The organism is Kitasatospora putterlickiae, from assembly GCF_039527695.1.
GTDB classification, from domain to species: Bacteria; Actinomycetota; Actinomycetes; order Streptomycetales; family Streptomycetaceae; genus Kitasatospora; species Kitasatospora putterlickiae.
Window position 1 is genome coordinate 1 of sequence record NZ_BAAAKJ010000389.1, and the last position, 5,951, is coordinate 5,951.

General features: G+C 74.8%; 7 protein-coding genes and 1 pseudogene. 4 read left to right on the forward strand and 4 right to left on the reverse strand.

What is annotated here, in order from left to right; translation table 11 throughout:
• A pseudogene (locus ABD308_RS33770) lies at positions 1-449 on the forward strand (HEAT repeat domain-containing protein); the annotation flags it as partial.
• A gap of 102 nt (positions 450-551) precedes the next feature.
• On the opposite strand, the gene ABD308_RS33775 reads toward ABD308_RS33770, so the two are convergent.
• Both ABD308_RS33775 and ABD308_RS33780 read right to left on the reverse strand, forming a co-directional pair.
• Positions 552-1,397 (reverse strand): undecaprenyl-diphosphate phosphatase, encoded by an 846-nt coding sequence (locus ABD308_RS33775; protein WP_344343550.1) that lies wholly within the window; start codon positions 1,395-1,397, stop codon positions 552-554.
• A 255-nt stretch (positions 1,398-1,652) separates the two neighbouring features.
• Positions 1,653-2,393, reverse strand: coding sequence for a class I SAM-dependent methyltransferase (locus ABD308_RS33780; RefSeq protein ID WP_425554917.1), 741 nt, complete (start codon positions 2,391-2,393; stop codon positions 1,653-1,655).
• Positions 2,394-2,600: 207 nt separating this feature from the next.
• Here ABD308_RS33780 and ABD308_RS33790 point away from each other — a divergent pair, with 207 nt between their 5' ends.
• Entirely contained in the window at positions 2,601-3,104 is a 504-nt protein-coding gene (locus ABD308_RS33790) for a DUF4396 domain-containing protein (RefSeq protein WP_425554918.1), read from the forward strand.
• A gap of 93 nt (positions 3,105-3,197) precedes the next feature.
• On the opposite strand, the gene ABD308_RS33795 is transcribed toward ABD308_RS33790, so the two are convergent.
• A complete protein-coding gene (locus ABD308_RS33795) occupies positions 3,198-3,731 on the reverse strand; it encodes a PadR family transcriptional regulator (RefSeq protein ID WP_344343544.1) in 534 nt (177 codons plus the stop codon).
• A gap of 130 nt (positions 3,732-3,861) precedes the next feature.
• Here ABD308_RS33795 and ABD308_RS33800 point away from each other — a divergent pair, with 130 nt between their 5' ends.
• On the forward strand, positions 3,862-4,623 hold the full coding sequence (locus ABD308_RS33800; RefSeq protein ID WP_344343546.1) for an alpha/beta fold hydrolase: 762 nt from the start codon (positions 3,862-3,864) through the stop codon (positions 4,621-4,623).
• A 9-nt stretch (positions 4,624-4,632) separates the two neighbouring features.
• A complete protein-coding gene (locus tag ABD308_RS33805; RefSeq protein WP_344343548.1) occupies positions 4,633-5,565 on the forward strand; it encodes an aminoglycoside phosphotransferase family protein in 933 nt (310 codons plus the stop codon).
• On the opposite strand, the gene ABD308_RS33810 is transcribed toward ABD308_RS33805, so the two are convergent.
• Positions 5,558-5,951 (reverse strand): 5-oxoprolinase subunit C family protein (locus tag ABD308_RS33810; RefSeq protein ID WP_486327044.1); only part of this gene is annotated, 394 nt, incomplete at its 5' end. The two genes, ABD308_RS33805 and ABD308_RS33810, sit on opposite strands and share 8 nt — an antisense overlap.

Consider the following 5,951-nt stretch of genomic DNA (forward strand, 5'->3'; position numbering starts at 1 on the left):
CCCCCGTCCGGCTGCTGGCCGACGCGGGGGAGCCCGCCGACGGCCCGCTGGTGGTGGCCGGGCTGCGCCGCTGGGTCTCGCTGCACGGTGTGTCCGGGGCCGACTCCGGGCTCGGGACGCTGGTCGACGGCGCGGGGCGGCTGGCCGCCACCGGGGCCGTCCCGGTCCTGCGCCACATCTACGGGGAGGCGGTCTCCTCGGAACTGCGCGGCCGCGCCGCCCGGGCGCTCGCCGCGACCGATGTGCACTTCCCCGAGGGGCCGGCCGTCGAGTGCCTCTGGGATTGCGAGGAGTCCACCCGGGAGCTCGCCGCGAGGCACGTCGCCACCACCGGTGACGCCCGCGTGCTGGAGCGGCTGCGCCGCCTCGCCGCCGATCCGGCCGAGGAGGCCGAGGTCCACGCCGCCGTCCGGGGCCGGTTGACCGCCGCCCGTGAGCGCCGCCGGTAGCGCCCCCGTCGAGACGGAGGCGGGCCGGTCCATCCGTGGAGGATGGACCGGCCCGCTTCGTCGTTCCCGGCTCTCCGGGTGGAACGCCGTTCTCGTCCGTCGCTACTCGGCGACCACGCCGGCGTCCGGCTCCAGGACGCCGGCGGCGACCAGGACGATGATCAGGATGCCGAGCGCGATGCGGTAGATCACGAACGGCGTGAAGCTGTTGTTCGAGATGTACTTCAGGAACCAGGAGATCGCCGCGTATCCGACCGCGAAGGCGATCACGGTGGCCAGGATGGTCGGCCCCCAGTCCGGCGCCGGCCCCTCGCCGATCTTGAACAGCTCCAGCACGCCGGAGGCCAGCACCGCCGGGATCGCCAGCAGGAACGAGTACCGGGCCGCCGCCTCGCGGCTGTAGCCGAGCAGCAGGCCCGCGCTGATGGTGCCGCCGGAGCGCGACACGCCCGGGATGAGCGCCAGCGCCTGGGCCATGCCGTAGCCGGCGGCGTGCGGCAGGGTCAGGTCGGTGATCGGCTTGGCGTGCCGGATGGCCCGGGTGCGGTCGGCGACCGCCAGGATCACGCCGAACAGGATCAGCGTGGCACCGATGATCCGCAGATCGCGCAGGTCGTGCTCGATGGTGTCCTGGAACAGCTTGCCCAGGATGCCGATCGGCAGGGTGCCCACGATCACGAACCAGCCCATCCGGGCGTCCTGGTGCGAGCGGAGCGCGGGCCGGAACAGCGAGAGCGTCCAGGTCTTCACGATCGAGGCGATGTCGCGCCGGAAGTAGATCAGCACCGCGGTCTCGGTGCCGAGCTGCGTCACCGCGGTGAACGCCGCGCCGGGATCCTCCCATTTCAGCAGGGCGGGGAAGACCCGGAGGTGGGCGCTGGAGGAGATCGGGAGGAACTCGGTGAGCCCCTGGATCAGGCCGAGGACGGCCCCGTGGAACCAGTCGATCACCGGACACCCGCCCGGGGTATCCGTCGCTCGATGCGCATGAAGCGTTCCTTGTTGGTCGGTGCGGGAACGGCCCTGCGAACCGGCCGGCGCGGTCCAGCGGCGCGGCCCGATGGCAGGCGAACCACCGGTCCCGCCCGGCGCTCGGGCCGCGCGCGGGCCCGGCGTCCGGATGATGCTACGCCGTTCAGGTGACGACCTGTCGCCCGCCCCCACCCCCGGGGGCCGTTCCCGCGACCGGTGACCCCCGGCAGGTCAGACGGCCACCGGCCGGGCCCGCACCCAGATCCGGTCCTCGGTGAGGTACTCGTCGACGGCCAGCCCGGCCTCCGTGAGCGCCTGTTCGAACTCGGCCCGGCCCATCGGGCGGGACAGGAAGGTCTGGGTCCACCGCGCGTCCGGGAACTCGTACTCGACGTGCACCTGGTCGACGCCCTCGGCGACCGGTGTGGCCGAGGCCACCCGCAGCAACCCGTCCGTCCCGAGCGGGCGCTCGCGCGGCACGTTCGTGTGCGCGTCCTCGCCCTCGCGCTGGATCAGCACGCAGCCGTCCGGGGCGACGTGCCGGCGGCAGGTGTCCAGCAGGCCCCGGCGGACGTCCAGGCTGCCGGCGTGCACCAGGAAGGAGGCGAGCAGGACGACGTCGAAGCGCTCGCCGAGGTCCAGTCGCTCGATCGGGCTGCGCACGGTGCGCGCGCCGCGGACCCGGGCCAGCATCTCGGCGGACTCGTCCACCGCCGTCACCCGGAAGCCCAGGTCCAGCAGCGGATGGGTCATCCGGCCCACGCCGCAGCCGAGTTCGAGCAGGCTCGCGCCGGGCGGGACGGCGCCTGCGATCACCTCGGGCTCGTCGTTGACGGGCAGCCGCGCGTACAGGTCGACGGCGCAGCCGTCCGGGGTGATCGCGCCCGGTCCGGTGCCCCGGTAGCCCTCGCGTCGTTCGTCGTGTCCTCGGTCCTGTCCCTGGTCGTGCCGCTCGTCAGTCATGCGAACCATCCGAGCACGGTGGGCGCGGGGTGGGAAGAGGGCGTGGGAAAAGGGGTTGGCGTATACCCCAGGGGGGTATAGAGTCATCGACGAACCGGGCAGCACGGCCAAGGGAACGAGCACGTGGAGGACGACATGGCGCACCCCGCCCAGCACGCCGGCCATGAGCACCACACCCACCACGGGCACCATTCCGATGAGCGGCACGCCGGCCACCTGGACCACGCCGGTCACGCCGGTCACCCTGGCCACGCGGGTCACCACGGCCACGGCGGCGGGGGAGTGACCTGGGCGGCCGCGGCGCAGGCGACCCTGCACTGCCTCACCGGCTGCGCCATCGGCGAGATCCTCGGCATGGTGCTCGGCACCGCCTTCGGGCTGAGCAACGGCGCCACCCTGGTGCTCGCGGTCCTGCTGGCCTTCGTCTTCGGCTACGCGCTGACCATGCGCGGCGTGCTCAAGGCCGGCCTGGACGTCCGCACCGCCGTCAAGGTCGCGCTGGCCGCCGACACCGTCTCGATCGTCGTCATGGAGATCATCGACAACACCGTGATGATGACCGTGCCCGGCGCGATGGACGCGGGGCTCGCCGACATCGTCTTCTGGCTGGCACTGGCCGGCGCCCTGGCCCTGGCCTTCGTCCTGACCGTGCCGGTCAACAAGTGGATGATCGGCAAGGGCCGTGGCCACGCGGTGGTCCACGCCTACCACCAGCACTGACCACCGCTCCCGCGCCGCCCGGATCGAACGCCGCGGCCCGTGCCGGCCCCTCCGCAGAGGGCCGGCACGGGCCGCGGCGTTCTGCGTGCGCGCTCAGTCCCGGTGATCGAGCTCCGCGAGGGTGGCGCGCAGCCAGTCCAGTTCGGCGGTGGTGGTCGCGCGGGCGATCAGCAGCATCCCGCGGCGGAACGGGTCGGCCACCTCCTCCGCGTCCACCGGCCGGTCGCCGTCGTAGAAGAAGCTGGCCGGCTCGTTCAGGAAGGCGAGGCGGCGCCGGAGCACGGTGGCCTGCGCGGCGGGCTCGCCGTCCAGGTGGCGCAGGAAGGCGAGCACGGTGAACCAGCGGTTCTCGTCGCTGACGTCCAGCTCGTCCGGGGCGCGCAGCCGGTCCAGCAGGGCGGCCCGGCCGGCGTCGGTGAGCCGCAGGGTGTGCCGGGGGGCGGCCGCGGCGCCGGGTTCGGTGGCGCGCACCAGCAGGCCGTCGGCCTCCAGCCGCTTGATCGCCGGGTAGAGCGTGCCGTCGCTGATCGGCCGCACGTGGCCGGTGAGCGCGGCGAGGTGGCGCCGCAGTTCGTAGCCGTGCAGGGGCCGGTCGTGGAGGAACCCGAGGATCGCGAGCTTCAGCATGGGGCCACTCTCTCAGATTCCGCCCCGATACCTCGATGTTGTTATACCTCGACATCGAGGTATGGTCTCTCCGGCGCCCCGGGAGGAGCCCGGGCCGCCACCCCTCGACGACCGCAGAAGGAGCACGACCGTGCGCGACGCCACCGTCACCCCGAACGGCGACCGGATCCGCTGGGTGGAGATCCCCGGCCGGGAGCCCGTCCGCCTCTACCTGCACGGCCTCGGCGCCAGCTCGCCGGTCTACTACGCCGCGGCCGCCGCCCACCCGCTGCTCACCGGCCACCGCTCGCTCCTGCTGGACCTGCTCGGCTTCGGCATCAGCGACCGGCCCGCCGACTTCCCCTACACGCTGGAGGCGCACGCCGACGCCGTCGCCGCGGCCGTCCGCGCGGCCGGAGCGGAGCGGGTGGAGGTGATCGGCCACAGCCTGGGCGGCGCGGTCGCGATCGCGCTGGCCCACCGGCACCCCGGGCTGGTCTCCCGGCTGGTGCTGGTCGACGCCGTCATCGACCCGGTCACCCCCAGCCCGGGCCCGGGCAGCGGCGGCATCGCGAGCCTCACCGAGGAGGAGTTCCTGGCCGGCGGCCGGGAGCGGGTGGAGCGGTGGGCGGGCCCGTTCTGGTGGGCCACCATGCGGCTGGCCGGCCCCGAGGCGCTCCACCGCAGCGCCGTCCACCGCTGCCGGGCGACCGTGCCGGCCCTGCGCGAGCAGCTGCACGGCCTGGACCTGCCGCGCACCTTCCTCTTCCCCGAGGCCGACGGCGAGCTGCCCGGGGCGGAGCGGCTCCGGGCGGCGGGCGTGGTGCTGGAGGCGGTGCCGGACTGCGGGCACAACATCATGATCGACAATCCGGACGGCTTCGCGAAGACCGTCGCCGCGGCGCTGGCGTAGGGTCGTCCCGTGTCCGCCGAGCCGATCCGGGTCCCCGAGGCGCTGGCCGCCTCCCTCGTCGACTTCTTCGGGGCCGAGGGGCGGGCCTGGGTCGACCGACTGCCCTCCCTCGCCGATGAGTTGGCGGAGCGCTGGGAGCTGCGGGTGGACGGCGCGCCCGCGCACGGCGTGGTCGGCCTGGTGCTGCCCGTCCGGCGGGCCGACGGCACGGGGGCCGTCCTCAAGCTCCAGCCCGTGGACGAGGAGACGGCCGGTGAGCCGCTCGCGCTGCGCGCCTGGAACGGCCGGGGCGCCGTCCGGCTGCTCGACCACGACCCGGCCACCGGCTCGATGCTGCTGGAACGCCTCGACCCCGCGCGCTCCCTGCTCACCGTCCCCGACGACCTGGCCGCCACCGCCGTCCTCGCCGACCTGCTGGGCGAATTGACCTGTCGTCAGGCACCCGTCGGGGTGCGGACCCTGGCGGACGTCGCGGACGGCATGCTCGTGCGGGTCCCGCGGGCGCGCGGCGAACTCGCGGAGGAGGGCGACCGCCGACTGCTCGCCGACCTCGCGGCCGCCCTGCGCGAGGTCAGGCCCGAACCGGGCGACCGGCTGCTCCACTGGGACCTGCACTACGGCAACGTGCTCGCCCCGGCCACCCCCGGCGCCCGGGCCCGCTGGCTCGCCATCGATCCCAAACCGCTGGCCGGCGACCCGGGGTTCGAACTCCTGCCCGCCCTGCGGAACCGCTGGTCCGACCTGGTCGCCACCGGCGACCTGCCGCGCGCCCTGCGCCGCCGCTTCGACCTGATGACCGACCGCCTCGGCCTGGACCGTGACCGCGCCGTCCGCTGGACCCTCGCCCGCGTGCTGCAGAACGTGCTCTGGGACGTCGAGGACGGCGGGCGGGTCGTCGACGAAGGCCAACGGGCGGTCGCGGCGGCCCTGTTGGTCAGGTAGTCGGGCGTCCCGGGAGGACGGCGAAGCGCACCGGGATGCCCGGGCGGGCCTGCGCGGCGGCGGCCAGGTCGGCGGGCGGTACGACGCCGATCACCGGGTAGCCGCCGGTGGTCGGGTGGTCGGCCAGGAAGACCACCGGCAGCCCGTCCGGCGGGACCTGCACGGCCCCCAGCACCATGCCCTCGCTGGGCAGTTCGCCCTCCCGGGCGCGCTCCAGCGGCGGGCCCTCGGTGCGCAGCGCGATCCGGTTGCCGGCGGCGGACACCCGGTAGGGCGCACGGGCGAGCCGGGCCGCCGCGTCCGGGGCGAACCAGTCGGCGCGCGGGCCGAGCCGCAGCCGCAGCACCAGCTCGGCCGGGGGAGCCGGCAGCGGCACCAGCTCCGGC

Coding starts and splice junctions, on each gene's coding strand:
- ABD308_RS33780 (WP_425554917.1), bottom strand. CDS start 2,393: ATGGTTCGCATGACTGACGAGCGGCACGACCAGGGACAGGACCGAGGA.
- ABD308_RS33795 (WP_344343544.1), bottom strand. CDS start 3,731: ATGCTGAAGCTCGCGATCCTCGGGTTCCTCCACGACCGGCCCCTGCAC.